Genomic DNA, 26,569 nt, shown 5'->3' on the forward strand with positions numbered 1-26,569 from the left:
AAGAAACCGCCGATGACCGCACCGCGCCGCCGCGCCGGCTACTGGCTGCAACTGGCGCTCACGCTGGCCGTCTGCCTGTTCATGACCGTGCCGGTGGTGCTGTCCGTGCTGGCCGGGCTGACCAACAACATCTTCGTGGGCCTCTCCAGCGGGCTCACCACGCGCTGGCTGCTGGAGGTCTGGGCGCTCTATCGCAACACCATCTTCCTCTCGCTCGGCATTGCGCTCGCCTGCCTCGCCTGCACGCTGGTGATTGGCGTGCCCGCCGCCTACTACATGGCGCTGCGCCGCAACCGCGTGACCCGGCTGATCGAGGAACTGCTGATGCTACCGGTGGCCGTGCCGGGGCTGGCCACCGCGCTGGGGCTGATCCTGCTCTATGGTGGCTGGCAGGCGCTGCGCACGAGCTGGGTGTTCATCCTGATCGGCCACGTGCTGTTCACGCTGCCGTTCATGGTGCGGGCAGTGCTGGCCATCCTGTCCGCCATCGACATCCGCACGCTGGAAGACGCTGCCGCCAGCCTGGGCGCCACGCGGCTGCAGCGCTTCTTCACCGTGGTGCTGCCGAACTGCCGGCAGGGCATCCTGGCCGGGGCGCTGATGGTGGTCACGCTGTCCGTGGGCGAGTTCAACCTGACCTGGATGCTGCACACGCCCACCACGCAAACCCTGCCGGTGGGGCTGGCAGACAGCTATGCGTCGATGCGGCTGGAGATCGGCTCCGCCTACACCATCGTCTTCTTTGTCATGATCATTCCGCTGCTGGTAGCGATGCAGGCGTTCAGCGCCATGGGCGCCCGAGCGCGCCGCCATGTATCAGAACCTGCCGAGCCGGCCACCGCCCCACTCCCCGCCGCCACGCCCGTAACTGCCTCCGCCGAGACCCGCCATGCATGAGCCCACCCCGATTCGCCTGCGCCAGTGCGCCAAGACCTTCGCGGATGGCACGCTGGCCCTGCAACCGCTTGACCTCGACATCGGGGCCGCCGAGACCGTGGTGCTGTTGGGGCCGTCCGGCTGCGGCAAGACCACCACGCTGCGCATCATCGCCGGGCTGGAGCAGCCGGACGCGGGTGGCGAGGTCTGGTTTGGCGAGACCCGCGTGACCGACCAGCCGATCGAGCAGCGCGGCGTGGGCATGGTGTTCCAGAACTACGCGCTGTTCCCCAACATGACCGTGGCCGAGAACATCGGCTATGGCCTGCGCGTGCGGCGCGTGGATGGTGCCACGCAGCGCCGGCGCGTCGGCGATATGTTATCGATGATGCACCTCGAGCCGTTCGCCGACCGCCGCGTGGACCAGCTCTCCGGCGGCCAGCGGCAGCGCGTGGCCCTGGCGCGCGCCATCGCCGTGCAGCCGCGCGTGCTGCTGCTCGATGAACCGCTGACCGCGCTGGACGCCAAGCTGCGCGACGCCCTGCGCGCGGACATCAACCAGCTGCTGCGCAGCCTCCATATCACCGCGGTCTACGTCACCCACGACCAGGCCGAGGCGATGGCGCTGGGCGACCGCATCATCGTCATGGACCGCGGCCGCATCGCCCAGTCCGGCACGCCGCAGGAGATCTACCGCGCGCCGGCCAACGCCTTCGTGGCGGACTTCATCGGCACCATGAACCACCTGCCCGCGCAGGCCGAAGCCGGCCTGTGGCGCGTGCCAGGCGGCAGCGTGCCGATGGGGCCGCCCAGCGACGCCCCCGCGACGCCAGCCGCGCGGCTGATGTTCCGGCCCGAGGACGTGGCGCTGGTGCACGCTGATAGCGCCGATCGCGCCCATGTGGAAGGCACCGTGGTCACCGCGCTGTTCCTCGGCAACCACACACGCCTGCTGGTGGACGTGGGCGCCGCCACGCCGCTGATTGTCGATACCGCGCGCCGCGACGGCTGGCCGGCTGGCGCGCGCGTCGGCCTGCGCATCGACACCGCCCACCTGATCACCCTTCCCGACGCTGCATGACCGCTCCTTCCCCCTATCTCGTCGCGCAACTGAGCGACCTCCATATCAAGGCCGGCGGCAAGCTGTCCTATCGGCGGGTCGATACGGCCGGCGCGCTCCATCAGGCCATCGACACCCTGCTGGCGGCCCCGCAAATCCCCGATATGGTCATCATTACCGGCGATCTGGTCGACTTCGGCAGCGAAGACGAATACCGCTTCCTGCGCGACATCCTGCAACGGCTGCCGATGCCGGTGCGGCTGCTGCCCGGCAACCACGACCACCGCACCACGCTGCGCAAGGTGTTCCCCGACCACGCCTACCTGTTCGACCACGGCGACGGCGAGGCGCCCATCCACTATGCGATGGCGGCGGGCCCGCTGCGGCTGGTCGGCTTCGACTGCACCGTCCCCGGCCAGCCCGGCGGCCGGGTGACGCACGAAGGACTGGCCTGGCTCGATGCCACGCTGGCCGCCGCGCCGGCCCAGCCGACGCTGCTGATGCTGCACCATCCGCCCTTTGTCACCGGCATCGGCCATATGGACCAGCAGGGGCTCGACAACGCCGCCGCGCTGGAGGCCCTGATCGCCCGGCACCCGCAGGTGGAGCGCGTGGTCTGCGGCCACCTGCACCGCCAGATCACGCGGCGCTTTGGCGGCACCATCGCCATCACCGCGCCGGGGCCGGCCCACCAGGTGGCGCTGGACCTCGATCCGCAGGCCGCCTCCCGCTTCCGCATGGAGCCGCCCGGCTACCTGCTGCACTGGTGGCACCCGGCCCACGGGCTGGTGACCCACCTCGCCGCCAGCGGGGACTACGGCCCGGCGCACCCGTTCTTCGACGCCAGCGGGCGGCTGATCGACTGATCCGGCCCGGAAACCGCAAGACACACTAATAGATATAGGGAGATGAACAGGAGATGAGCGGGGCGCGGTTGTCATGCGCCCGCCACCTTGGGTACCATCGTCGGCTTACCCAACTTCCGGATCGCGGTTCCGCATAACGGAACACGACGACCTGCTTCGACATGGATCTCCTGCTGCTGAGCAATTCCACCTCCGACGACGGCTACCTCGTGCACGCGCACGCGGCCATCACGGAACTGGCCGATGGCCGTACCGACGCGCTGTTCGTCCCCTACGCCGGGGTCACGCGTGACTGGGACGCCTACACCGAACAGGTCCGCGAGGCGCTGGCGCCCATCGGCATCACCGTGCGCGGCCTGCACGCCGAGGCGGACCCGCTGGCGGCAGTCAACGCGGCCACGCTGATCGTGGTGGGCGGCGGCAATACCTTCCGGCTGCTCCAGGTACTGCGCCAGCAGGCGCTGCTGGCCCCGATGGCCGCCCGCGTGCGCGCCGGCGCCGCGCGCTATATCGGCTGGAGTGCCGGCTCCAACCTCGCCACGCCCAGCATCCGCACAACTAACGACATGCCCGTGGTAGACCCGGGCGGCCTCGACGCCCTCGGCCTGATCCCGTTCCAGCTCAACCCGCACTACTACAACCTCGTGATCCCCGGCTTCCGCGGCGAAACCCGCGACCAGCGCCTGGCCGAGTTCACCACCCTCTCACCCGACACCCCCGTCCTCGGCCTGCCCGAAGGCAACTGGGTCCGCGTGTCGGGTAATCGCCACACCTTGCACGGCCCGCATGCGGCGCGATGGTTTTTGGGGGATCGGACTTGGGATGTGGCGGCGGGGCCATTGGCAGCGCCTTGACTTCATAATCGGCGACCATTGGGCTGTAGAGATCTCTACAGCATTGAAGCAGGGCCTACGACCCATTAAGCTGGGCGCATGACTGCTCTTCAATTCGCTTCCCCCTGGGTGGTGCTGGTTGTCAGCCTGCCCACCTCGGCCGCCACCGCTCGCATGCGATTCTGGCGCGGCATCAAGGCGTTGGGCGCGGCGGCATTACGCGATGGCGTCTATGTCGTGCCCGACGTCGCAGGCTTGCGAGACCCGTTGCAAGCCCTGGCCACAGACGCGACCAGCGAGGATGGCAAGGTCTGGACGCTTTCCGTGCAGGCCACCGACACACAGCAAGATGCCGAGTACCGCGCGTTGTTCGATCGGACTCCCGAATACGCCGACTGGATGGCCGAACTCTCCCGCGCCCGTGCGACGTTGGCGGAAACGGACGAAGCAAGCCTCCTACGCATGGCTCGCCGGTACGGCCGTGGATTCGAAGCGATCCGCAAGATCGACTTCTTCCCGAATGAGGCCTCGGCCCGCGCCGAAGCACAGTGGCGCGATTTCAATGCGGCCATCGACATCATGCTGTCGCCGGGCGAACCACAGGGCATGGCGGGCAGCATTCCGAGACGCGACCCAAGCCAATACCAAGGCCGACGCTGGGCAACGCGCCGGCACCTCTGGGTGGACCGCGTTGCCTGTGCCTGGCTGATCCGGCGCTTTATCGATCCCCACGCCAACTTCCTCTGGCTGGAGGACGTTCGCCAATGCCCAAAGGAGGCGCTGGGGTTCGACTTCGATGGTGCGACATTCACCCATGTCGGCGACCGGGTCTCCTTCGAGGTGCTGCTCGCCAGCTTCGGGCTCGACGAGAACAAGGGACTGGCGCGCGTGGGCCAGATGGTTCACGTACTGGACATCGGCGGGACACCCGTTGCGGAGGCCAGTGGTTTTGAAGCGGTACTGGCAGGCGCACGCGAGCGCCTGCCCGATGACGATGCGCTACTGGAGGAGGTAGGGAATGTCCTCGACTCGCTCTATGCGCACTTTTCCAGCGCGCGCAAACGCTAGGTCGTTGCCTGCTGCCAGACTGCCGGACCGCTCTCCACGCAAGCCAAGATGAACTCACCCCAGCCGCCTGCTTCCGCCCCTTCCGGCCCTTCTGCGCACGAACGCCCCGGTTACACGCTGCGGCAACTGGTGATGTACTTCCTGCGGCTTGGCACCTTGGGCTTCGGGGGACCGGTGGCGCTTGCGGGCTATATGCACCGGGATCTGGTCGATGCGCGGCAGTGGATTACCGATGCCGACTACAAGGAAGGCCTTGCCCTCGCGCAACTGGCGCCGGGCCCGCTTGCCGCCCAACTCGCGATCTACCTCGGATACGTGCACTACCGCATCCTCGGGGCCACACTCGTCGGCGTCGCCTTCGTGCTGCCATCATTCCTGATGGTGCTGGCGCTCGGCTGGGCCTATGTACGCTTCGGCGGTCTCACCTGGATGCAGTCGGTGTTCTACGGCGTGGGCGCGGCGGTGATCGGCATCATCGCGATCAGCGCCTACAAGCTGACCAGGAAGAGCGTAGGCAAAGACAAGCTGCTGTGGTTCATCTATCTGGTGCTCGTGGCGGTCACGGTCATCACCGAATCGGAGGTCGCGTGGCTGTTCCTCGCGGCCGGGGTGCTGGTCTGGTTCTGGCGCGCACCGCCAAAGTGGCTGCGGCAAGGCAGGCTGAATGCGATCGCGGCAGCCCCATTACCGGCCGCAAGCGGCATGCTGAGTACCGTGGATTGGCCGCTGCTCTCGCAGATCGGTGTGTTCTTTGCCAAGGCCGGTGCATTCGTCTTCGGCTCCGGGCTTGCCATCGTGCCCTTCCTCTATGGCGGCGTGGTGACCGAACATCACTGGCTGAACGACAAGCAATTTGTCGACGCCGTGGCGGTCGCCATGATTACGCCCGGCCCGGTTGTCATCACCGTCGGCTTCATTGGCTACCTTGTTGCGGGCCTGCCTGGTGCCTGCGTGGCGGCCGCGGCGACGTTCCTGCCTTGCTACCTGTTCACCGTCCTGCCGGCGCCTTACTTCAAGAAGTACGGGAAGTTGCCGGCCATCCTGGCGTTCGTCGACGGCGTCACCGCGGCGGCCATCGGCGCCATCACCGGGGCGGTGATCGTCCTGGCCAAGCGCTCGATTGTCGATATCCCGACCGCGCTCCTGGCGCTCCTTACCGTCGCCTTGCTGATCAGGTTCAAGAAGCTGTCCGAACCCATGATCGTCGCGGCTGCGGCCTTGATTGGCCTGGTGGCCTATCCGTTGCTCCATCACTGACGTGTTGCGGCACAGCAAATGATTCGCGCATTGCTTTCCGACCTTGCCTTTCCACCCGGCACCGACGCAGGCGTGATGCCGCTGCTCGCCGGGCGGGCGTTGCGCGGTTTCTGCGATGGATTCGTGGCTGTACTGCTGCCCGCGTACCTGCTGGCCCTGGGCTTCGACCCACTCGCCGTGGGACTGATCAGCAGCGTCACGCTGATTGGCTCCGCGATGACGACCATTCTGGTCGGACTCGTCGGGAACCGCTTTCCGCAGCGCCGTCTGCTGATACTGGCGGCCGCCCTGATGGCCGGCACCGGGGCGGCCTTTGCGGGTCTGTCATCGCTCTGGCCGCTCTTGATCGTTGCCTTTATCGGCACGCTGAACCCGAGCTCGGGGGATGTCAGCGTGTTCCTGCCGCTGGAGCAGGCGCGGCTGGCCGAGGCCGCGACACCTGACGCGCGCACGGCATTGTTCGCGCGCTACGGACTTGCGGGTTCCCTCTCCGCGGCGTTCGGAGCGTTGGCCGCAGCGATACCTGGTTGGCTTGGCAGGCATACCGACCTGTCCTTCCTGGACGGCATGCGCCTGATGTTCCTCGTCTACGCCTTGACGGGCATGGCGCTCTGGGTGCTCTACGCGAGGTTGCCCGAACCCCATCCGCAGTCGATGTCGACGGCCGCGCCGTTGGGGCCATCGCGCCAGATCGTCATCCGGCTCGCGATGCTGTTCAGTGTCGATGCGTTTGCGGGCGGCCTGGTCGTCAATGCCTTGCTGTCGCTTTGGCTGATGCAGCGTTTCGGGATGTCCCCGGGTGCGGCGGGCCAGTTCTTCTTCTGGGCCGGGCTGCTTACCACGGCTTCCCAGCTCGCCGCTGTGCCACTGGCCCGAAGGATCGGGCTACTGAACACCATGGTGTTCACGCATATCCCTTCCAGCGCGTTCCTGATTGCCGCCGCGTTCGCACCGTCGTTGAGCTTGACGTTACTGTTGCTGCTGGCGCGCAGCGCGCTGTCTCAAATGGATGTACCAACACGGACGGCATTCGTGATGGCGGTGGTCACCCCCGCCGAGCGGACGGCGGCAGCAAGCCTGACGGCGGTGCCGCGCAGCCTGGCTGCCGCGATCGGCCCAGTGCTGGCCGGTGGGCTCATGGCAATGGGGTGGGCTGGAGCGCCATTGCTGGCTTGTGGTGTGTTGAAAATCGGCTATGACCTTGCCATGCTGGTCGCCTTCCGGCGTGTTGGCACCCTGAATTGATGGGAACACGGCGTTGAATATCGCCATGAGCGCACCACGTCACGGCAGGGTGCCGGGCGGCAATACGCTCCATCCTGAAACGCTACTGGATGTCGTCCTCCCGTGACTCCGGAGGACGCCGTTTTGGTCGAATTCGAAAAGGACCATCACCGACCGAATCTCGCCGCCTGAGAACAGCGGGCCAATGAACGGCAGAAAGCTCTCGGGATGTGGCCTGGAGCTGGCAAACGAATAGATCAGGACCGTCGAGCCGCTACTTAGGGATGCCCGCCAGGTCGGATTTCCGAGCTGCCCGGTAACGTCGTCGAGCGTGGAGAAGCCGATCATGAAGTACGACAACTGTTCCTGCTTCACATCGACGCCAGTCGACACGCAGGCAGCCAACCCGAACGTCGCCAAAAGAATGTGAACACCCGTCATGGCGAACCGGGCTCGTCCATGGAAGACCAGTGTGAGGAAGGACATGGCGCTTCTGGCGACTGACCGTTGACGGCAACCACCGGCCAGATGGATTCCGTGAATCGTTCACAAACACGTGGCCGTCTCCTACATTTATAGGCGCCTGAAGAGCACAACCCCATGCCGTGGGGGCTCATGCCACGCGTCCCGGAGCACATCATGGATACAAAAAGCGAATTGCAAAGCACCATGGATGCGCTGGTTCAGGCCGGCAAAGGCCTCTTGGCCGCCGACGAGAGCGGGCCAACGATTGCCAAGCGGTTCGAGCACATCGGTGTCCCATCAAGCGAGGAGACGCGCCGCGCGTGGCGCAGCCTGCTCTTGTCCACACCGGGGCTCGGCGAGTTCATCAGTGGCGTGATCCTGTACGAGGAAACGCTGGGCCAGCGCGCCGACGATGGCACACCGTTACCGGAGATGGCGGCGCGCCAGGGCATCGTGCCCGGCATCAAGGTGGACAAGGGCAAGCTGGCGCTCGCCCACGCGCCCGGGGACGAGATCACCGAGGGCCACGATGGGCTGGCGAAACGGCTCGCGGGCTATCGCCAGCAGGGCGCGCGCTTCGCTAAGTGGCGCGCGGTGTACAACATCTCGGACACGCTCCCGGGCCGGCTCGCCATCACAGCGAACGCGGAAGCGCTGGCGCGCTATGCCGCGACCTGCCAGGAAGCGGGCGTGGTGCCGATCGTCGAGCCCGAGGTGCTGATGGACGGCGCGCACACCATGGCGCGTTGCGCCGAGGTGTCCGAGGCCGTGCTGCACGAAGTCTTCCACGCCTTGCACCGGCACAGGGTGGTGCTCGAGCACATGCTGCTGAAGCCGAGCATGGTGCTGCCCGGCAAGGCGTGCGGGCTTGCTGCAGCGGCCGACGTGGCCATGCATACCGTGCAGATACTCAGGCGCACGGTGCCGGCGGCGGTGCCGGGCGTTTTCTTCCTGTCCGGCGGCCAGACACCCTCCGAAGCCACCGCCAATCTCGATGCGATGAACCGACTCGCCCCGCTGCCCTGGCGGCTGTCGTTTTCGTACGGGCGCGCCTTGCAGGAACCGGCGCTGCTGGCGTGGAGAGGCGAGGCAGGCAACGCGGCGCTCGCACAACGGGCCCTGTTGCAACGCTCCCGCCTGAACGGCATGGCCTGCCTGGGCCAATACCAGGCGGCGCTCGAGGATGCCACAGGCTGAGCCTGCAACACGCTCAGTGCGCCACGTGGGACGTCGGCATCCGAGCGGCGTCTCGTTCGTTCAGAGGGATGGGCGAAGACCGTGGAATTGGCTCGCCCTTTCCAGCAGGCCGGCGAGATGAAGAATCGTCGACTCGGCCTGCCAACTGGATACCAATTGAACGTTGATCGGCATGCCGTCGTGGCTTGAACCGAACCGAATCGACAATCCCGGAAGGCCGGTCAGGTTCAGGGGCACGGTTGCTCCCTGCAGATAGGTAGCGTCCACGGTTTGGCCGTTGATGAGGAATGTCGAGACGCCATGCTTGTGTGCCGGAATCGGTAACACGGGCGTACGGCGGGACTGCTGCCGGCGTAAGCCCGGCCCCGCACACCGTCGACAAGCAAAAGCCCAAAAAAATACCCACTGCCGGGAGGGAGTGGGTATCCAAAGTGGTATGGACAAGTCGCGGAATTCGTCCACGTGGCGATCCTCGCACCCCGGCACGCGAGTGCCAATAATCTTTCCGGACTAGCCGGGCGTCTGCGCAACGCCCCGCATGGACAAGCTGGCCGGAATCGAGTCCAATCGTCTCCTCCCCCGCCCCCCGCCGTTCCATGCCCCGTGCCCGCCTCCTGCTGATCGATGACCACACCCTGTTTCGCACGGGGCTCAAGCTGTTGCTGGCGGACAGTCCGAGCGTGGATACGATCATCGAGGCCGGTTCGGTGATGGAGGCCGTGGCGCAGCATGGCGAGAAGCCGGTGGACATCGTCCTGCTCGACATCCAGATGCCGGGCCTGAACGGGATCGAGGGCGTAAAGGTACTTAAGCGTCACTTTCAGACGGCGAAATTCCTGATCGTCTCGGGCACCTCCGGGCTCGACGCCATATCAGCCGAGGCGCGCAAGGACATTGCCGGATTCCTCCCGAAGTCCGCCGATGCGCGCGAGATCGAGGAAGCGATTGCCTGCTGCCTGAGCGGCGGCACGCATTTCGCCACGGATGGCAACGGCGGCTGCCTTGATGGCCTGAATGGGCTGAATGGCGCCCCGCAGGCGGCGCACTATGCGCCGAGCCAGCTCACGCCGCGCCAGTTGGAGGTGCTGGGGCAGCTCAACCTGGGGCGGTCGAACAAGGTCATCGCCTATCACCTGGGGCTGTCCGAGAACACCGTGCGCGTGCACGTGGCGGCCATTCTCGGCCACCTTGGCGTGGTCAGCCGCGTGGAAGCCATCCTCGAGGCCCAGCGCCGCGGGCTGGTGCAGGCGCAACGCTGACTGCCCGCCGCCATCCGCATGACATCGACTCCATTCGGCCTGCTCCCGCGCTACGACGAGCCGCGCCTGCTGACGGCGCAGATGGAGTTGATCGACCAGAGTTTTGGCATCGCCATGCTCGGCTGCGCGCTGGCCGCGCTGATATTGGCCAGCGGGCTGACCATCACCGGCGGGCACCCGGGCGCGCTGCCCTGGGCGGCGGCAATGGCCATCGCCTGCGCGGCGGCCTATTTCGGCCGGCTGGCGGTACCGAACCGGCTCACCGAATCCGGCTCGGGCCGCTACGCGCGGGTCATGACCGTGATGCTGGTGCTGATCGGCAGCCTGTGGGGGCTGGTGGCCTGGCTCTATCTCGATATCCGCTCCCCGGCCGTGGTGATCTGCGTGCTGTCGCTGATCGCCGGCATGAGTGCAGCGGCGCTCGCGGTGTTCTCGGCCTGCCTGCCGGTGGCGGTGGGCTTCTTCATCCCGTCGATCGTGCCGGTCTGGATGGTCTTCCTGGCCACGGGCGATATCGCCTACCTGCCGATGTTCCTCGGCACGCCGCTCTATCTGGTCGTGCTGATGATTTTCGCGCGCAACTACGCGCGCGTGGCGCGGCATGCCATCGCCCTGCGCTTCGAAAACGTCGAACTCATTTCGCAGTTGCGCGACCAGACCGCGCGCGCCGGCCACGCCCAGCGCGGGGCCGAGGAAGCCAACCGGGCGAAGTCGGTGTTTCTGGCCTCCGCCAGCCACGACCTGCGCCAGCCTTTGCACGCGCTGGGGCTGTTCGTGGTCTCGCTGGGCCGCACGCGGCTCGATGACCACCAGCGCCAGTTGCTGGCCCATATCGAGGCTTCCTCCGGCGCGGCCCGCGAGATGCTGAACACGCTGCTCGATTTCTCGAAGCTCGAAGCGGGCGTGATCACGCCCCGGCCGCGCCCGTTCCGTCTGCAGCCGCTGCTGTACAAGCTCGAGAACGAGTTCGCGCCGCAAGCCAACGCGCGCGGGCTGGTCTACCGCACGCGCGACACCACCGCCACGCTGTTCGGCGACCCGACGCTGGTGGAACTGATCCTGCGCAACCTGATTGCGAACGCCATCCGCTACACGCGCACGGGCGGCGTGCTGGTGGCCTGCCGCACGCGCCGCTTCCATGTGTCGGTGGAGGTCTGGGACACCGGCATCGGCATTCCGGCCGCGCAGCACCAGGACATCTTCCGCGAGTTCCACCAGCTCGGGAATCCCGAGCGCGACCAGCGCAAGGGGCTGGGCCTCGGGCTGGCCATCGTCGAAGGACTGGCGCGCACGATGCAGACGCGCGTGACGCTGGCCTCCGCGCCAGAGCGTGGCTCGGTGTTCCGGCTACGGCTGCCGCTGGCCTGGACCGCGCCCGAGGAAGTCGCCCATCCGCGCGCCGCGATGCGGTTGGACGGGCTGCGCGTGCTGGTGATCGACGACGACCCGGCCATCCGCGAGGCCATGGCCGGGCTGCTGGCGGTCTGGCACTGCCAGTGCCGCACCGCCGAGAGCGAGGAAGAGGCGCTGGCCACGCTGGACGCCTTCACCCCGGACCTGATCCTGGCCGATTACCGCCTGCGCGGCCATCGCACCGGGCAGGAAGCCATGGCGGCCATCCGCGAGCGCGTGGGCCGTGCGCTGCCGGCCATCATCATCACCGGCGACACCGCCGCTGACCGCCTGCGGCATGCCCATGCCGGCGGCACCGCCCTGCTCCACAAACCCGTGGTGCCGGGCGAACTCCACGCGGCCATCAGCACCCTGCTGCGCGAGTCCCACTGGGTGGAAATCGACCAGGGTGAATGCTCGCGGGCGGAACAATAAGCCCCACCCCCATTCATGCATTAAAAGCATGAATGAATCAGTCCTATTAATTGGACTTAGATCAGCACGCCCACCACACTGCAAGGCAGAAGCGGGCGCGGCACCGCAGCTCGTCCGGCCAATGCGCACGTCATCCCCAACAATGACCCAGCAGCGAGGAGCCTTCCATGCCTTTATCCCCATCCGGCGACCTGCCGACCCATGATCTGCTGATCGACGGCCAGCGCGCGCCGCCCGGAAGTGGCGAATACTCCACTGACATCAATCCGGCCAACGAAACGCCCATCGCCCGCGTGGCGCAGGGCAATGCCGCCGACGTGGACCGCGCCGTGCAGGCCGCGCGCGCCGCGCTGAAGGTCTGGAACCGCATGCGCGCCGCCGAGCGCGGGCGCATTCTCTACCGCTTCGCCGACCTGCTGGAAGCCCACGCCGAGGAACTGGTGCAGCTGGAAAGCCAGGACTGCGGCAAGCCGCTGGCCGGCGTGCGGCGCCAGGACGTGCCGGCCGCCATCGACACCGTGCGCTACTACGCCGGCTGGTGCGACAAGATCAACGGCCAGGTGATTCCCGCCCGCAACGACGCGCTGACCTACACCGTGCGCGAGCCGGTGGGCGTGGTGGCCGCCATCGTGCCGTGGAATTTCCCGCTGATGATCGGCATGTGGAAGATTGCCCCGGCGCTGGCATGCGGCTGCACGCTGGTGGTGAAGCCGGCCGAAATCACCCCGCTCTCCGCGCTGCGCGTGGCCGAGCTGGCGCTGGAGGCTGGCGTGCCGCCGGGCGTGTTCAATATCGTCACGGGCAAGGGCAGCGTGGTCGGCAACGCGCTGGTGGCGCACCCGGGCGTCGACAAGGTGACCTTCACGGGCTCGCCGGGCGTGGGGCGCGGCATCATGCAGGGCGCGGCGGCCAACTTCAAGCGCGTGACGCTGGAGCTGGGCGGCAAGTCCGCCAATGTGATTTTTGCCGATGCCGACCTGGACGCCGCCACGCGCGCGGCGGCCTCCGGCATCTTCTTCAACGCGGGCCAGGTCTGCTCGGCGGGCTCGCGCATCCTGGCGCAGCGGCAGGTCTACGACGAAGTGGTCGAGCGGATGGCCGCGCGCGCCCGCGCGATCCGCGTGGGCGACCCGGCCGAGCCCGGCACGACCATGGGCCCGGTGGTCTCGGCGGCGCAGATGAAGACCGTGCTGGACTACGTGGAGATCGGCAAGAAGGAAGGCGCGAGCGCGGTCACCGGCGGCGCGCGCATCGGCGAGCGCGGCTTCTACGTGGCGCCCACCGTGTTCGCCAACGTCGAGCACGAGATGCGCATCTCGCAGGAGGAAATCTTCGGCCCGGTGGCCAGCGTGATCCCGTTCGACGATGAGGCGGACGCGGTGCGCATCGCCAACGGCACCGCCTTCAGCCTCGCGGCCGGGGTGTGGAGCGCGGACATCGCGCGCGTGCACAAGGTGGCCGGCGAGCTGCGCGCGGGCACCGTGTGGATCAACACCTATGGCTATACGGACGTGAGGCTGCCGTGGGGCGGGTCGGGCGACTCGGGCCTGGGGCGCGAGCACGGCGATGCCGCCATCGAGAACTTCACGGAACCAAAGGCGATCTGGCTGTCGCTACGCTAGCGTCAGCCAGAACGGAGGAGGATGGGATGCGGAGGGTCGGTCAGCCGACCATCCGCATCGGCAGCAGCGCGTAGGCGATCGTCAGCACGCCGACGATGGCCGGGGAGCCGTACTTGAGCGCCAGGCTCTGCGACTGCACGCCCAGATACGTGTACGCGCAGATCAGCATCATGGCGCAGGCAAAAACAAGGCCGTCATAGACTTGCATGGATGTCTCCCAGAGTTCGTTCTTCGACTACTTCTGTGATGGCGGGCTGGCTCGAATCGGGGCGCCCGCGGTACTGCCCAACGCAATCTATTGAGGCCCATGGTCGTCACTTCACCGGGCCGTGACAATCATGGAAATCCCTGCTCCTGCCGCGCCTGGCTCATCGCCTATGGCGCGTGCCTTATTTGCCGCATCGCACCAATCCGCGCCGCCGCAGCCGGCGCTGCGGACGGGGCGTGCCCAGCGACGCGGCGTCGTTGCCGAACGGGATCGGGTGGTCCATGTACGCGTTGAGCTTGTCACGCACGAAGGAGGTGTCATCGCCCACCGTCGAGATGATGCCCGTGGTGGCGCCGCCGCCCAGCAGCAGCGTAAAGATGCCGCGATACGGGAAGTCGCCATAGGCCGGGGCGCTGACGTCGAACGGTATCGAGCGCTCGAACATGTCCTCGGCGCTCGTGCCCATCGCCCAGTGGAAGGCATCCGGGAACTGCAGGGCGATGATCTTCGGATTGATGTTGTGGTAATCGCTGCCGATGGCCGGATCGCCGAGGATGTACGTGCCGCCCGTGCCCCAGTTCTGCGTGTCGAAGTTGTCGTTGACCGGGTCCGTGACCAGCGGCGCATGGCTGGCCGGCACCTGCCACGGCATGATCGGCACCTTGAGATCGCGGCTCAGTTCGGCGCAGAAGTCGAAGAAGCGCTTCCACTCGTGCACCCAGTAGCAATAGCCGTTGGCGTAGGCGCGGATGGTGAAGTCGTCGGCCTCGTAGCGGTCCACGGCGAGGAAGTCCGGCGCGTACGGCCCCTCGTGGACCTTCAGCGCCCGCACATACGCGGCGGTGACCCGGCCGTTGCGGACCGGTGAGTCGTCGGATGCGTAGATCCACTCGGACGCCCCCACCCCCCACAGGTTGACCTGCCAGCCGAAGGTGACCGCCGGCGCCACGGTGCGGATCAGCCAGTTCACGGCCGCCACATAGCCCCGGATGTTCTCTTCGATGTTCTGCGGAATCGTGGCGACCACCTTCCAGTGGGCCAGGGCCTGCCGCAGCGGCTCGCGCACCGGCATGGCGTAGTCCGGCGCGAATCCGCCCTGCTGGCAGGCGCCGAGGAAGTCCGGGTTGACCACGAAGCCGCACGGCACCGGATGGTCGACATCGGTGTGGGCCTTCGCCAGGTTCAGCGACAGGATGAGGTTGCCGAAGCTGTGAGCCAGCCCCTGCGTGTTGGCGAGCTGCGTGGGCGTGTCGCCAAGGGACAGGTTGCAGGTATAGGACACCATCACCGGCAGCACCTTGTGGCCGCCGCCAATCTGCTGCTCCACATCGCGCGCGAGCAGGATGGTGCGCGTGGTCTGGGCGTCGTCGGTCAGGTATTGGCCGGGATCGCCGGCCCCATCGAAGCCCGCGTACTTGAACACCGATGACGCGCGCGCCGCGACGAAGTCCACCGCATTGCCCGGCGTCAGGTCGGCGCAGCCGCCGAAGCTCAGGAAATCCGGGAAGCCGCGCACCTTGAGGTTCGCGCCCTGCGCGACGTCGATATGCAGCTGCGCCTTGCCCGTGGACAGCACGACGAGGTAGTCCGCGGTCTGCGTGTTGTACACCACGCCGTCGTAGATGAAGTCCGACACCTCCACGGCGTACGTCTGCGGCTGCACCGGCACGGCGAGGTTGTAGCTATGCGTGCCCGCCACGAGGTGGAAGGTCTGGTGATAGCTCATGTTCGGCGCCACCAGACGCACGTCCAGCGGCGCGTTGACGGTCACGTCCGAGGTGATGACGACCGGCAGCGTCACGAAGCCGGCGGTGCTGACCGCCGTGGAATGCATGTCGGCGGCCGTGAACGCAACGAACTGGAGCTTGGTATCGAGCGAACGGTGCTGGGACGGGAACGTGTGGCGAACGTTGTTCACCGCGATGCTCGCCACGCTGATGTCGACCACGCCGACCAGCGGCAGCCCGTGCAGTTGCGTGAGATGCCCGGGCGGGCTCGAGAACGCGGCGAGCGGGTCCTGGCTGTTGCGGGACACCACCGTGACGTCGAGCAGTTCGTCCGCCAGCACGGGAATATCGCCAATCGACACATCGAGCGCCGCAGTGTACTTCGCCGGGTCGTAGACGACCATGATGACTGCATTGCTGCCGGGCGTGACCGTGACGGTCGACGGCTGCACATGGGCAGTGGACACGACCGTGCCGGCATGGTTCGACAGCGGGCTGGCGGTAATCGAATACGTGCCGGCCGGCAGCGCCAGCGGCGTGGTCGTGCCCGGCGCCACTGTCTCCACATGGACTTGGGTGCCCTGCGTGAAGTACAGGGTCTGGGCGGACGAGTACAGCCGCTCATCGGGCGCCGAGTTGGCCTGCACGCTGACGATGCCGTTGGTATCCGGCAGCGTATCCGCAGCCAGCGCGAACGACGACAGGTAGTCGGCCGCGTCGGGGCCGGTCAGGTCGCCATTGATGCCGATATTGATCTTGTCCTGGGCGGCAAACGTGTGCCCCAGTTCGAAAATGAGCTTGGCGGTGACGTCCCAGGTCTGGCTGTCGATCTGGTCATTCGTGGTCTCCGCCGTGGTCGGCGTCCACATCCAGAACTGCGGATTGAAGTCGGTGGGCTGCACCGATGCCGGGGAATGGAACCCCATGCCGAGGAAGTCGTTGACCCGGACCGCGCTGCCATCGGCGTAGCGGATATTCGTGACCGAGATCACGCCATACCACTGCGACGCCCCGCTCTCCACCTTGATGTCGTAAAGCACTGCCATGATCCCTGCCTCCGCATGTTCGTCAGCGCGGCGCCCCGTGCGCCAGCGTCAGCGCAGGTTAGGCGGCAAGGCAGGATCGGAGAATGGATTGGCGATGCGCGCCGGATGCATCAGATGGATCAGGCGCGCCGGGAAAGGCTGGACAAGGGGAAGTCAGGGACTCAGCGCTGGCCGAAATGCGCGTCGCGGAACAGCTTCTCGAGCCCGCGCGGCTGGGAGCGCCAGTACTGCTTCGGGGCGTCCACGCTGGCGCCGAGCTTGGCGGCGGCATGCCACGGCCAGCGCGGGTCGTAGAGCATGGCGCGCGCAATCGAGATGACATCGGCCTCGTGGTTGGCGACGATGGATTCGGCCTGCTCGGGTTCCGTGATCAGGCCCACGGCCAGTGTCGGCAGGCCCACCTCGGCCTTCACGCGCTGCGCGTACGGCACCTGGTAGCCCGGTCCGAGCTTGATGGCCTGCTGCGGGGACACGCCGCCCGTGCTCACATGCACCGCCGCGCACCCGCGCGCCTTGAGCGCGTGGGACAGCGCCAGCGTGCCGTCGATGTCCCAGCCGTTCGGCACCCAGTCCGTGGCGGAGACGCGCATCCACACGGGCCGCTCGGCCGGAAACGCCTCGCGCACGGCATCGAACACTTCCAGCGGGAAGCGCATGCGGTTCTCCAGGCTGCCGCCGTACTCGTCGGTGCGATGGTTGGCCAGCGGAGACAGGAACTGGTGCAGCAGGTAGCCGTGCGCGCCGTGCACCTCGATACCGTCGATACCAAGCCGCGCAGCGCGCTTGGCCGCCGCGACGAAGTCGTCACGAATCTTGCGCATGCCGGCCTTGTCCAGCGCCACGGGCGGCACTTCGTCCGCGCCATGCGGCACTGCCGAGGGCGCCAGGGTCTGCCAGCCGCGCGGCTGGTCCGGGCGGATTTGCGCGCCGCCCTCCCAAGGTGCCTGGCTCGACGCCTTGCGGCCCGCATGCGCGAGCTGCACGCTCACGGCGATGGGCGAGTACTTGCGCACCGCGTCCAGCACGCGGCCCAGCGCGGCCTCGTTGGCATCGCCGTACAGGCCGAGGTCGTCCGGCGAGATGCGGCCCTCGGGCGACACCGCCGTGGCCTCGACGATCAGCAGCCCGGCGCCGGACAGCGCCATGTGGCCCAGGTGAATCATGTGCCAGTCGGTGGCCGAGCCCTCGTCGGCCGAGTACTGGCACATCGGCGCAATCGCGATGCGGTTGGCAAGTTCGAGATTGCCGATCTTGTAGGGCGTGAAAAGTTGGGACATGAACAGGTTCCTTCGGAGGCCTTCAGGCGTAGCCGGGTGTCACGATGTTTGGCGATTGTAGTGGCGCGCGGAAAACCTTGCTCGCAACGCCCCTACAGCGCCGCCGACCCTTATCGCACCCGTCCCCGCAGCGCCAGATCCGCCCCCAGCGCAATCACGAAGGCCACCGCGCCGCAGGCAAAGATCAGCGCGTAGTTCTCGTGCGTGTGCGCGAACAGGTAGGAGTAGCCGTAGCCGGCCAGCACCTGGAACAGCGCGAAGGCGCTGGTCACGCGGCTCCAGGCGGCGCGCTGCGCGCTGGGGTCGTGCGGCAGCGCGTCGTGCACGCGGCCGAGCATCAACGGCACCACGCCGGGCGTGAACGCGCCGAGCACGATGGTGGCCGCCACGATCGCCACGGGGCCGTCCCACAGCGCCAGCGCCGCCACAGCCAGGGCCTGGAGCGCCAGCGCCAGCCGGTAGGCATTGCGGAAGCCCATGCGGTCACCCATGAAGCCGGAGACCAGCGGCCCGGCGATGGCTGCCACGCCGTAGAGCACCCAGTAGCCGGCGCCCACGTTGGCGCCCTGCCCCAGCCCGCGCGCCACGTAGTCCACCAGCAACACCATCGCCGGCACCAGCCCCAGCGCATTGGCCGCGTATTGCAGGCTCAGCAGCCGCAGCGTGGGCCGCTCGGCGCGGAGCGCTGCACCAATTTCGGGGTGCCCGGCGGGCGAGGCCGGCGTGCCGGCCGGCGCATCGGTGGTCGGCCAGCCGAACCAGCTCAGCGCCGTCAGCACCAGCGACAGCGCGCCAAGGCCGAGCCACGTCTCGCGCAGGCCCAGCGTCAGCAACGCCGGCACCAGCGTGCCGGATGCCGCGATGCCCAACCCCAGGCCGAGAAAGATCATGCCGCTGACGAACCCGCGCCGCGCCGGCGCGATATGGGGCAGGATGGCCGTCGCCACGAGCACCATGATGGCGCCGCCTGACAGCCCGGACAGGAAGCGCCAGACGAAGAACCAACTCACCGAGAGCGGAAACGCGCAGGCGAAGAACGCCGCCGTGGCGGCCACCATCAGCCAGCGCAGCGCATGGCGGTTGGACAGCCGCGCGGCGATCGGCCGGCCAAACAGCGCGCCGGCGAAGTAGCCCGCGAAATTGGCGGCGCTGAGCGTGACCGTATCGGCGGCCGTGAACCAGTGCGCGTGGATCAGCGGGGGAATCAGCGGCGTGTAGGCAAAGCGTGCGAGGCCGATGGCGACGAGGCTCGCGCAGAGGCCGGCCAGCGCGGCATAGAGGGCCCGGGCATCGAGCGCCCCGTCCGCGGAGGGCCGGATCGCGGTGGGTGTTGGTGCCGTAGCGGCATCTTGGGACATGACGGAACTCCTTGGGGACGAACGCCGCCCCCGCGCTGCGCCGGCAGCACGTTGGCGAATGGATCAGGGGGAATGCGAGGCGGGCCGGGGGCCCTCAGCGGATCAGCGGATCGGCATCAACACGATGGCGGGGACGTGGACGGCAGACCCAGCATGGACAGCGCCTGCCGCACCATCGCCTCGAGCAGCGGGCGCTCGGGCATCACGCGCGACAGCACGCGCAGGCCCACCTGCACGGCCAGCAGGTTGGCGGCCACGTCCTCGGGGACGAAGTCGGCATCCAGCGTGCCGGCGGTCTGCGCGGCGCGCACGGAACGTTCGAAGAACGCGCGGAGATCGTCCAGTTCCTCGGCTACCACCTCGCGCAGCGCGGGGTCGTCGGACGAGGCATCCAGGGAAGCATTGATCAGCATGCAGCCGCGATGCTGCGGGTCCGCCAGTGCGCGCTCCACGCTCTCGGCGAAGAACGCCGAAATGGCCTCCGCCGGCGGATGGTTCGCTTCCGCGCGCGCGATGCGGGCACGCAGCGACTTGTTCAGGTAGTCGTCCAGCGCCAGCAGGAACAGCGAGCGCTTGTCGCCAAACGCGTTGTAGAGGCTGGGCTGGGTCAGGCCCATGGCCTGCGTCAGCTCGCGCGTGGACGTGGCCTGGTAGCCCTTGTCCAGGAAGGTGTTCTGGGCGGCGGCCAGCGCAGCCGCTGCGTCGAATTGCCGGGGTCTTGCCATGACGATTCCGTTTTGTATCGGTCGATATGAAACGGATTATAGAGCGATCGATACAAAACGCAAGGTCGGATGCTGCGTCGCCACAAAAAACAAACCGCCCGGCGGGGAACCGGGCGGTGTCTTTGGGAATCGGGGTGACGCAGAGCCCTCTTATTGACTCAGTTTCACCACGGTGAGCTGCGGGTCCGCCGCAATCGCCTGTTCCGTGAACGGCAGCGAAATCCAGCGTTTGGCCGAGAACTGCCGCATCTGGTCCCAGGCGTGCGGCGAGTTGGGATCGACCGACTGGCCGTAGACGAGCAGCGCCTGCGCCACCGGCCCTTGGTCATCGAACCCCACCGTCTGGACATAGCTGGTGCCGAAATAGACGTGCAGGCCCTGCGCCGACACCGGCTGGCTGGTCAGCTTGTTCAGCACGCCCTCGTACTCCTCGCCGCCGTGGAGCGCGATGCGGCCCGCCGGGGAAATCGCCGCCTGGACGTCCCCAAGTGGCGCATCGAGCGCAAATCCAGCCATGCGCATGGCCCCGACCGCGTCCTTGAGCGCCTTGAACACCGCCGGGCCCACCGTGCCGTCCTGCATGCGCAGGCCGCGCGGCGTGTTGACCGGGTCCGCCGCATTGAACGCCACGGCATAGACGTTGGGGATGGTGTGCGCGCGCATCCAGAACTCGCGGAACAGCGGCGCCGCGCGGCTCTCCACGTTGCTGCGGCGGTCCCACTGGCCCAGCGCCGCGCACCCATCGCGCAGATCCGCATCGGCCTGCGCCGCCTTGCCGGCACAGGCGCGCAACAGGTCGTCCAGTACGATTTCGGCCGCCAGGTTGCGGTCACGGAACAGCACGGCTTGCAGGCTCGGCACATCGAAACGATTGCCGGGCAGGCCATCCACGCCCGACAGCCGCTTGCCGATCTCCATCAGGCCCACGCGTGTGCGCAGCCGCTGTGGCACGCCCTGCGGGCCGAGCACCGGCGAGAAGCCCTCCAGCTTCTGCGCCGGGTTGGTCAGCCAGGAGCTGTCGTTGCTATTGGCCACGAAGTCGTCGCGCTCCAGCACCGGCATGGCCGATGGCGGCACAAGGCCCGGCACCGGCGAGGCGGCGTCCACGGTCCAGTTGCACGCGGCGCGTGAGCCGTCCAGCAACACCATGCCGGTGCCCACGAGCAGCTTCTTCGCCAGCGCGGCGCCCTCGCCGGCCGGCGCACACTGGCCGAGCATCGCCGTCGAGACGTTCGGCGTGACCGAGACATCGGCGAACAGCGCACGGCCATGGCGGTCCGTGGCGATCGTGTTGACCCAGGGGATGCCGAGGTTGCCGATGGCCTGGCGCACATCGCCCACATTGCCGGCGCGGGCGATATCCAGCCAGGTGTCGATGGCGCGCATGTTATTGCGGTTGGCGTCGCGCAGCGTGTAGGCGCGCTGGGCGGTCCACGGCAGGCCGGCAGCCGGCATCGCCACCACGGGGCCGTACTCGGTCAGGTAGATCGTGTGCGTACGCGCCGCCAGCGTGCCGTCAGGCTGGCGCACGTCGTAGCGCACCGTCTTCGTGGTCATCTTGTGCGGCTTGCCGTCGATCAGGTAGGTCGTCGGGTCGCCCTCGGCCAGCTTCAGTTCGAACAGCGTGAAACGGCGCGCGGTGGACACCGTGTGGGTCCACGCCACGTCCTTGTTGAAGCCGATGCTGATGATGGGGAACGAGGCGATGGACGCGCCCATCACGTCCAGCTTGCCCGGGACGGTCAGGTGGGCTTCGAAAAAGCGGTTGGTGGTGGTCCACGGGAAGTGCGGATTGCCGAGCAGCAGGCCGCGCCCGTTGACCGTGGCGGCCTTGCCGAAGGCCCAGCCGTTGCTGCCGATGGGCGGATCGAGCAGCTGGAGGTCGCGGTTGACGGCGTCGACGTCGATCGACGCGACATCGATCTTGTCCGACAGCGCCGCAGCAGCCTTGCCGGCGGCAGGCGGCGCAGCGGCCAGGATGCCGGCCGCGAGGGCGCCGGCGCTGGCCTGAATGCTCTTTTCCTCGGCCAGCCGCGCCATGTCCAGCGCGGTGATGGGCCGCACCCACGCGGCATTGCGGCAGGCGGCGGGGCGCTGCGCCGGCGGGGTATCGCGCAGATAGCGGTTGTAGCCGGCGATGTAGCCGCGCAGCAGTTCGCGCGCCTCGGGCGACTGCGTGGCCATGCCGGCCTGCAGGGCGTCGTCGTCCAGAATCGCGCGGAAGAACGCGTCTGCGTCAGTGTTGCGCATGCGCTTGAACGAGACCTCGGTGGTCTGGTCCGGGCCGAACACGGCCGAGCGCTCGCCGCTGACCGTAACAAGCTGGTCGGCCATCAGGCAGACGTTTTCCTGCGCATAGGCGTAGGCCATGCCGAACGCCACGCCGGCGTAGTCGTTGGCACGGATGTGCGGAATGCCGTACGACGTGCGCCGGATTTCCGCGCTCAGGCCCTGCTCGCTGCCATATCCCCCGCTGGTGGCGCAGCCGGTCAGCGCGGTGGCTGCCAGGGCCAGCGTGGCGAGCGCGATCGCGCCTCGCGCAATGCGATGCTTCATCTGTCTCTCTCCGTCTCTTGTGATTGTTCTGGGTGCCGCGTGGCCAATGGTCGGGTAAATCGGGGCATGACAGGTAGGGGGAATCTCGCCAGAATTGGTGGCAATGCCGCCATGCGGCGCCGCCCCCGCTCCGATGACCATCGTCTATCTGATCTGCTATCCCGCCGTGGCGGTCTCCACGCTGGCCGTGGCGGCCGATACGCTGATGATCGCGAACACGCTCGCCTCCATGCAGCCACGGCGGCGCGGCCACGCCACGCCCTTCCAGTGGCGGATCGCAGCAGCCGAGCCCGATCGCTGGCGCGCCGCCGCCGAGGTCATGCGGGCCGAGGTGGTCGGGCTGGACGCCCTCGCGCAGGCCGACAGCGACAGCATGGTCGTGATCGGCCCGCCGCTGTTCGACCATATCGCCGGGCTGGAACTGCTGCTATCAAAGATCGATGCCGAGCGCGCGGCCATCGCGGCGGCGGCGGCCAACGGCGCGCTGCTGGTGGCGCCATTCACGGCGGTGGCGCTGCTGGTCGGCCTGACACTGCCCAAGCCGTGGCGGCTGGCCGTGCCGTGGCTGATCGGGAACTGGATGCGCGCCGGGGAGCCGGCGCGGCGGCTGCCGGCCGATCAGGCCATCGTGGAGAGCGGCAACCTGCTCAGCGCGCGCGCGATGGAGCAGATCCACGTGCTGATGCAGCGGGCCGTGGCGCGCATGGCCGGCGACGCGCTGGCCCGCACCGTCGGCAATACCCTGCTGGACCAGCCCGAGCGCGGCGCGGCGCTGAAGATATGGCTCCGCGCTGGCGACGCGCCCCGAGAAAGCGTGGTGCTACGCGCCCGCCGGCACCTGCAACAGCATCTGGCCGATCCCTACGACCTGGCGCGGCTGGCAGCGGTGGCCGCCACCAGCGAGCGCACGCTGCTGCGGCATTTCATGAAATCGGTGGGGATGTCGCCGCTGCAGTTCCTGCACAAGCTGCGCGCGGAACGCGCCTGCCATCTGCTGGAGGTGACCACGCTGAGCCTGACGGCGATTGCCGAGCAGTGCGGCTATCAGGATATGTCAGCGTTCCGCTCCGTGGTGCGCAAGCACACCGGCCTGCCGCCCGGGGCGCACCGGCGCGCGCACTCGGTGCGGGCCGAGTTGCGCGCGGGGGCGGCTTAGCCCCTGCCACGTGCTGCGGGGCCGGGCTCGGTGATCGCGCTATAGACCAGCGTCCGCAACTGGCGCCGCACGGGGAACGCGGACGACGGCAGCAGCTGCGTCAGGAACACGCCGATCAGGTCTTCCTGGGGATCGACCCAGAAGAAGGTACTGGCGGCGCCGCCCCAGAAGAAGTCGCCCGCACTGCCCGGCATCAGCGTGCTCGCCGGCGTGACCGTGGTGGCGAAGCCGAGACCGAAGCCCACCCCATCGTAGGTGGCCTCGCTGAACATCGAGCGCGACAGGCGCGGGATGTCCTGCCCGCCCGGCAGATGGTTGGCGGTCATCAGCGCCAGCGTCTTGGGGCCGAGCAGGCGCACCCCATCGAGTTCACCGCCTTGCAGCAGCATGCGCGAAAAGCGCAGGTAGTCGGCGGCCGTGGAAACGAGCCCGCCGCCGCCGGAAACCAGCGTGGGCGGCTTCAGGTACGGGCTGGTGCGCGGGTCGTCCTGCAGTGTCGGACGGTCCTGGGACACCACTTTGGAGCCAAGCACGCCCACGGCATAGCAGGCGCTGAAGCGCGAGACCTTGTCTTCCGGCACGTGGAACGCGGTGTCCACCATGCCCAGTGGATCGAGGATGCGCTGCTTGACGAAGCTCTCGAACGGCATGCCACTGACCTTGCCGACCAGATAGCCCAGCACGTCGGTGGAAACCGAGTAGTTCCACGCCTCGCCGGGCGAGAATTCCAGCGGCAGCTTCGACAACTGCCCGACCATGTCGTCCAGCGTCGTGCCCTCGGTGGTCCGGTCGGCAATCTTCAGCTTGCGGTAGGCGGCATCGACATTGCTGTTCTGCTGGAAGCCGTAGGTCAGGCCGGACGTATGGCGCAGCAGGTCCACCACCAGCATCTGGCGCTTGGCCGGCCGGGTCTGGAAGCTATCCATATAGCCGCCCGCATAAACGCCGAGGTTCTCCCAGGACGGGATGTACTTGCTGACAGGATCATCGAGGGCGATCTTGCACTCCTCCACCAGCATCATGATCGCCACCGAGGTGATCGGCTTCGTCATCGAGTAGATGCGGAAGATCGAATCCTCGGCCAGCGGCGTCTGCCGCTCGCGGTCGGCCACGCCCAGCACGGAATTCAGCACGACTTCGCCGCGCCGCCACACCTGGACCAGCGCGCCGGGCAGCTTGCCGCTGGATACGTAGTTGGTATCGAGGAACTGCTCGACCCGCTCCAGCCGGGCCCGGGACATACCTTGCACCGTCTTGTCTTGCATCGCCGAATCTCCTGGTTGTTTTTATCGCGATGATCACACAATGCGGACCAGCACCGGATGGTAGCCGGACATCTTGGCATCCGCCGTCAGCAGCGTCATGCCTTCTGACAGGGACTGTGCCACCAGCATGCGGTCGAACGGATCCTTGTGGTTCGGATTCAGCGCGAGTCCGTCAAGCGTGCGCGCATGCAGCTTGGTCAGGTCCAGGGAGCGGTATCCACACAAGTCGAACACAGTCGAGGCTTGCGTAGCCGTGAGTTCGAGCTTGCCGATGGACGACTTGATCCCAATCTCCCACAGGCTGGCCGTGGACACAAAGATGTCGTTGATGGGATTGGCGATCAACTCGGCGGCGGCTGGCGGCAATTGGGGGGCATCGAAGGCCGCCCACAAGGCGATGTGCGTATCCAGCAGCAGCCTCATTCACGCTCCCCATAGAAGAGCGCGGCAACGTCCTCGTCCACTTCGTTGAACTTGGCCAGCGTCGTGTCGTCCATCACCGCCCCGAACAACGCCCTGCCGCCGCCGATGCGCCTGGACACATCCACCGAAGCCGATATCGGCACCAGCCTCGCGGCCGGCTTCCCATTGCGGGCAATGATGACTTCGGTCTCCAGGCCGGACTCGACCGCATCCACCAGCCTGGACAACTGACTCTTGGCCTCATGCATGTTGATGGTTGGCATCTTTTATCCTAGCTAATCTTCTTAGCTAAGTATAGCCCATCCGGCGGCAGGACGAAAACGCCCTAAAACTTCGGAATCCGCAGCGTCTTGCTGATCATGAACGAGCCGCTCAGGACGAACAGCAGCGCCATCGGGTGGAAGGTGCCGGGGCCGATCAGCCAGGCGCCGGCGGGCAGGGCATCGCCGATGCGGCCAGCGGCGGCGCACCAGGCCAGGATGCCGGTCAGGACCACGCTGGTCGGGATCGGGGTGCCTTCGAAGTACTTGACCTTGCCGGTGCCCTCGGCCAGCGTTTCGGCGGTCACGTTGAAGCGTGCCAGCCGGCTGACGCCGCAGCAGACGAAGTAGATCAGCGCGGCGAGGTCCCAGCCGCCGCGCATGCCGGCGGCGAAGGCCAGCGTGGCCGGGCCCACCCCGAACGAGATGATGTCAGACAGCGAATCGAGTTCGCGGCCCAGCGCCGAATGGGCGTGGCGCCAGCGCGCGATACGGCCGTCGAGCACATCGAAGATGAAGGCTGCCGGCGCCAGCGCCGCGGCGATGTAGAAATAGGTCAGCATCGGCTCGGCCACGTAGTACATGGCAAAAAATACCGATCCCATTCCGCACGCCGCGTTGGCCAGTGTAAAAAAATCGGCCAGCTGCAGGTCGCGTAGCATCGAGAAATGCCGTGGGCGCTCCTGGGGTGTCGCCATGCGCAACCTCCGGGTCAGAGCACGGTGGTGACGTGATGCACCTGGGGCGGCGCGGCAAAGCAGTCGCCCACGAGCTTGCGCCAGGTCTGGAAGTCGTCGGACTCGCGGAAGTGGACCATGTGGTCTTCCACGGTTTCCCAGGCCACCACGAGCGCGTATTGCGACGGCTGCTCGATCGAGCGTCGCAGGTTCATGCCGTGGCAGCCGCGCGCACGCAGGAACAGCGGCTTGGCCTGCGCCACAGCGCCTTCGAACTGCGACTCCATGCCGGGCTTGATGGTGATCTGGGCGATTTCGTGAATCATGATGGTCTCGT

25 protein-coding genes are annotated in these 26,569 nt (G+C 67.4%); 12 read left to right on the forward strand and 13 right to left on the reverse strand.

Translation table 11 applies throughout. The annotated features are described in order from the left end of the window. The first annotated feature begins 12 nt into the window (after positions 1 to 12). The 7 genes from AC1EJR_RS04365 to AC1EJR_RS04395 all read left to right on the forward strand — a co-directional run bounded on the left by AC1EJR_RS04365 (position 13) and on the right by AC1EJR_RS04395 (position 7,205). Positions 13 to 897: an ABC transporter permease gene (locus AC1EJR_RS04365; protein WP_092295121.1), complete on the forward strand. Its 885-nt coding sequence runs from the start codon at positions 13 to 15 to the stop codon at positions 895 to 897. After that, positions 890 to 1,957: an ABC transporter ATP-binding protein gene (locus AC1EJR_RS04370; RefSeq protein WP_092295051.1), complete on the forward strand. Its 1,068-nt coding sequence runs from the start codon at positions 890 to 892 to the stop codon at positions 1,955 to 1,957. Before AC1EJR_RS04365 ends, AC1EJR_RS04370 begins: the two co-directional genes overlap by 8 nt. Then, the gene (locus tag AC1EJR_RS04375) at positions 1,954 to 2,802 is read left to right on the forward strand and encodes a phosphodiesterase (protein WP_477113020.1); all 849 of its coding nucleotides are present in this window, start codon (positions 1,954 to 1,956) and stop codon (positions 2,800 to 2,802) included. Before AC1EJR_RS04370 ends, AC1EJR_RS04375 begins: the two co-directional genes overlap by 4 nt. A gap of 161 nt (positions 2,803 to 2,963) precedes the next feature. Then, positions 2,964 to 3,656 (forward strand): dipeptidase PepE, encoded by a 693-nt coding sequence (gene pepE / locus AC1EJR_RS04380; RefSeq protein WP_441592696.1) that lies wholly within the window; start codon positions 2,964 to 2,966, stop codon positions 3,654 to 3,656. Between the two features lie 78 nt (positions 3,657 to 3,734). Then, the gene (locus AC1EJR_RS04385) at positions 3,735 to 4,703 is read left to right on the forward strand and encodes a chromate resistance protein ChrB domain-containing protein (protein ID WP_441592697.1); all 969 of its coding nucleotides are present in this window, start codon (positions 3,735 to 3,737) and stop codon (positions 4,701 to 4,703) included. A gap of 48 nt (positions 4,704 to 4,751) precedes the next feature. Next, positions 4,752 to 5,960 carry a chromate transporter gene (locus AC1EJR_RS04390; protein WP_092295044.1) on the forward strand — a complete coding sequence of 403 codons (1,209 nt, stop codon included), beginning with the start codon at positions 4,752 to 4,754 and terminating at the stop codon, positions 5,958 to 5,960. An 18-nt stretch (positions 5,961 to 5,978) separates the two neighbouring features. Continuing rightward, positions 5,979 to 7,205: an MFS transporter gene (locus tag AC1EJR_RS04395; RefSeq protein ID WP_477110087.1), complete on the forward strand. Its 1,227-nt coding sequence runs from the start codon at positions 5,979 to 5,981 to the stop codon at positions 7,203 to 7,205. Positions 7,206 to 7,244: 39 nt separating this feature from the next. Here AC1EJR_RS04395 and AC1EJR_RS04400 read toward each other — a convergent pair whose 3' ends face one another. Continuing rightward, entirely contained in the window at positions 7,245 to 7,625 is a 381-nt protein-coding gene (locus AC1EJR_RS04400; RefSeq protein ID WP_092295119.1) for a hypothetical protein, read from the reverse strand. A gap of 198 nt (positions 7,626 to 7,823) precedes the next feature. Between AC1EJR_RS04400 and AC1EJR_RS04405 the strand changes: the two genes are divergently transcribed. Continuing rightward, positions 7,824 to 8,846 carry a class I fructose-bisphosphate aldolase gene (locus AC1EJR_RS04405; protein WP_477113021.1) on the forward strand — a complete coding sequence of 341 codons (1,023 nt, stop codon included), beginning with the start codon at positions 7,824 to 7,826 and terminating at the stop codon, positions 8,844 to 8,846. A gap of 60 nt (positions 8,847 to 8,906) precedes the next feature. Here the strand turns inward: AC1EJR_RS04405 and AC1EJR_RS04410 are convergent, their stop codons facing one another. Further along, complete coding sequence (locus AC1EJR_RS04410) at positions 8,907 to 9,332, reverse strand: amidase family protein (protein ID WP_441592699.1); 426 nt, start codon at positions 9,330 to 9,332, stop codon at positions 8,907 to 8,909. A gap of 110 nt (positions 9,333 to 9,442) precedes the next feature. Between AC1EJR_RS04410 and AC1EJR_RS04415 the strand changes: the two genes are divergently transcribed. The 3 genes from AC1EJR_RS04415 to AC1EJR_RS04425 all read left to right on the forward strand — a co-directional run bounded on the left by AC1EJR_RS04415 (position 9,443) and on the right by AC1EJR_RS04425 (position 13,554). Continuing rightward, positions 9,443 to 10,105 (forward strand): response regulator transcription factor, encoded by a 663-nt coding sequence (locus AC1EJR_RS04415; protein ID WP_092295038.1) that lies wholly within the window; start codon positions 9,443 to 9,445, stop codon positions 10,103 to 10,105. An 18-nt stretch (positions 10,106 to 10,123) separates the two neighbouring features. Beyond that, positions 10,124 to 11,932 (forward strand): ATP-binding response regulator, encoded by a 1,809-nt coding sequence (locus AC1EJR_RS04420; RefSeq protein WP_092295036.1) that lies wholly within the window; start codon positions 10,124 to 10,126, stop codon positions 11,930 to 11,932. Between the two features lie 167 nt (positions 11,933 to 12,099). Then, on the forward strand, positions 12,100 to 13,554 hold the full coding sequence (locus AC1EJR_RS04425) for an aldehyde dehydrogenase family protein (RefSeq protein ID WP_441592701.1): 1,455 nt from the start codon (positions 12,100 to 12,102) through the stop codon (positions 13,552 to 13,554). A 40-nt stretch (positions 13,555 to 13,594) separates the two neighbouring features. On the opposite strand, the gene AC1EJR_RS04430 is transcribed toward AC1EJR_RS04425, so the two are convergent. The 6 genes from AC1EJR_RS04430 to AC1EJR_RS04455 form a co-directional block, all read right to left on the reverse strand. Then, positions 13,595 to 13,762: a hypothetical protein gene (locus tag AC1EJR_RS04430; protein ID WP_177219923.1), complete on the reverse strand. Its 168-nt coding sequence runs from the start codon at positions 13,760 to 13,762 to the stop codon at positions 13,595 to 13,597. A gap of 181 nt (positions 13,763 to 13,943) precedes the next feature. Further along, a complete protein-coding gene (locus AC1EJR_RS04435) occupies positions 13,944 to 16,535 on the reverse strand; it encodes a hypothetical protein (RefSeq protein ID WP_477113023.1) in 2,592 nt (863 codons plus the stop codon). A gap of 161 nt (positions 16,536 to 16,696) precedes the next feature. Further along, positions 16,697 to 17,812, reverse strand: coding sequence for an NADH:flavin oxidoreductase/NADH oxidase (locus tag AC1EJR_RS04440; protein WP_441592702.1), 1,116 nt, complete (start codon positions 17,810 to 17,812; stop codon positions 16,697 to 16,699). 110 nt (positions 17,813 to 17,922) lie between these two features. Next, positions 17,923 to 19,170, reverse strand: a complete 1,248-nt coding sequence (locus AC1EJR_RS04445; protein ID WP_092295026.1) for a YbfB/YjiJ family MFS transporter — start codon at positions 19,168 to 19,170, stop codon at positions 17,923 to 17,925. A 116-nt stretch (positions 19,171 to 19,286) separates the two neighbouring features. After that, positions 19,287 to 19,895, reverse strand: coding sequence for a TetR/AcrR family transcriptional regulator (locus AC1EJR_RS04450; protein ID WP_092295024.1), 609 nt, complete (start codon positions 19,893 to 19,895; stop codon positions 19,287 to 19,289). A gap of 150 nt (positions 19,896 to 20,045) precedes the next feature. Further along, on the reverse strand, positions 20,046 to 22,451 hold the full coding sequence (locus tag AC1EJR_RS04455) for an acylase (protein ID WP_477146879.1): 2,406 nt from the start codon (positions 22,449 to 22,451) through the stop codon (positions 20,046 to 20,048). Positions 22,452 to 22,584: 133 nt separating this feature from the next. On the opposite strand from AC1EJR_RS04455, the gene AC1EJR_RS04460 reads away from it, so the two are divergent. After that, entirely contained in the window at positions 22,585 to 23,607 is a 1,023-nt protein-coding gene (locus AC1EJR_RS04460; protein WP_092295020.1) for a helix-turn-helix domain-containing protein, read from the forward strand. Here AC1EJR_RS04460 and AC1EJR_RS04465 read toward each other — a convergent pair. The 5 genes from AC1EJR_RS04465 to AC1EJR_RS04485 form a co-directional block, all read right to left on the reverse strand. Next, positions 23,604 to 24,872: a serine hydrolase domain-containing protein gene (locus tag AC1EJR_RS04465; protein ID WP_477105234.1), complete on the reverse strand. Its 1,269-nt coding sequence runs from the start codon at positions 24,870 to 24,872 to the stop codon at positions 23,604 to 23,606. The two genes, AC1EJR_RS04460 and AC1EJR_RS04465, sit on opposite strands and share 4 nt — an antisense overlap. Positions 24,873 to 24,905: 33 nt before the next feature. Beyond that, positions 24,906 to 25,295 carry a type II toxin-antitoxin system VapC family toxin gene (locus AC1EJR_RS04470; protein WP_092295016.1) on the reverse strand — a complete coding sequence of 130 codons (390 nt, stop codon included), beginning with the start codon at positions 25,293 to 25,295 and terminating at the stop codon, positions 24,906 to 24,908. Next, entirely contained in the window at positions 25,292 to 25,558 is a 267-nt protein-coding gene (locus AC1EJR_RS04475) for a type II toxin-antitoxin system Phd/YefM family antitoxin (protein ID WP_441592706.1), read from the reverse strand. Before AC1EJR_RS04475 ends, AC1EJR_RS04470 begins: the two co-directional genes overlap by 4 nt. A 62-nt stretch (positions 25,559 to 25,620) precedes the next feature. Then, the gene (pssA, locus tag AC1EJR_RS04480; protein ID WP_092295012.1) at positions 25,621 to 26,253 is read right to left on the reverse strand and encodes a CDP-diacylglycerol--serine O-phosphatidyltransferase; all 633 of its coding nucleotides are present in this window, start codon (positions 26,251 to 26,253) and stop codon (positions 25,621 to 25,623) included. Between the two features lie 14 nt (positions 26,254 to 26,267). Further along, positions 26,268 to 26,558, reverse strand: a complete 291-nt coding sequence (locus AC1EJR_RS04485) for an antibiotic biosynthesis monooxygenase family protein (RefSeq protein ID WP_092295010.1) — start codon at positions 26,556 to 26,558, stop codon at positions 26,268 to 26,270. Positions 26,559 to 26,569 lie beyond the last annotated feature (11 nt).

This window comes from Cupriavidus sp. 05T42 (assembly GCF_056396345.1).